Raw genomic sequence first — 301 nt, forward strand, 5'->3', positions numbered from 1 at the left:
TGATATTCCTGCTTTTACACCTGCTAATTTTATTGTTGCACCTACAGGAGCTACTCATTTTAAGTTAGTAGCTGCGGTGGGGTTAGTTTCTGACTACACCTACGATGAGGGAGCAAGTACTTATGAACCTGTAGTTGCTGAGCAAAACAGCATTGGTATTGTAGCAAGTGATACGGTAAAGCCTTTGGGTAGCAATAGCTCTGCTATCACGTTGACAGCTACTATACCTGGGGGCGTGGTTACTGATGCAGAAGTAAGCGTTATCTCTTGTTTGGGGATTGAGTTCTACCAACAGGTAGGT

The 301-nt window shown here is 43.9% G+C and carries 1 pseudogene; it reads left to right on the forward strand.

The window, feature by feature from the left end:
• Window positions 1-301 (forward strand): annotated as a pseudogene (locus tag LCI24_RS16960) (hypothetical protein); the annotation flags it as partial.

This window comes from Tenacibaculum larymnensis (assembly GCF_028829235.1).
In the GTDB taxonomy this organism is placed as follows: Bacteria; Bacteroidota; Bacteroidia; order Flavobacteriales; family Flavobacteriaceae; genus Polaribacter; species Polaribacter larymnensis.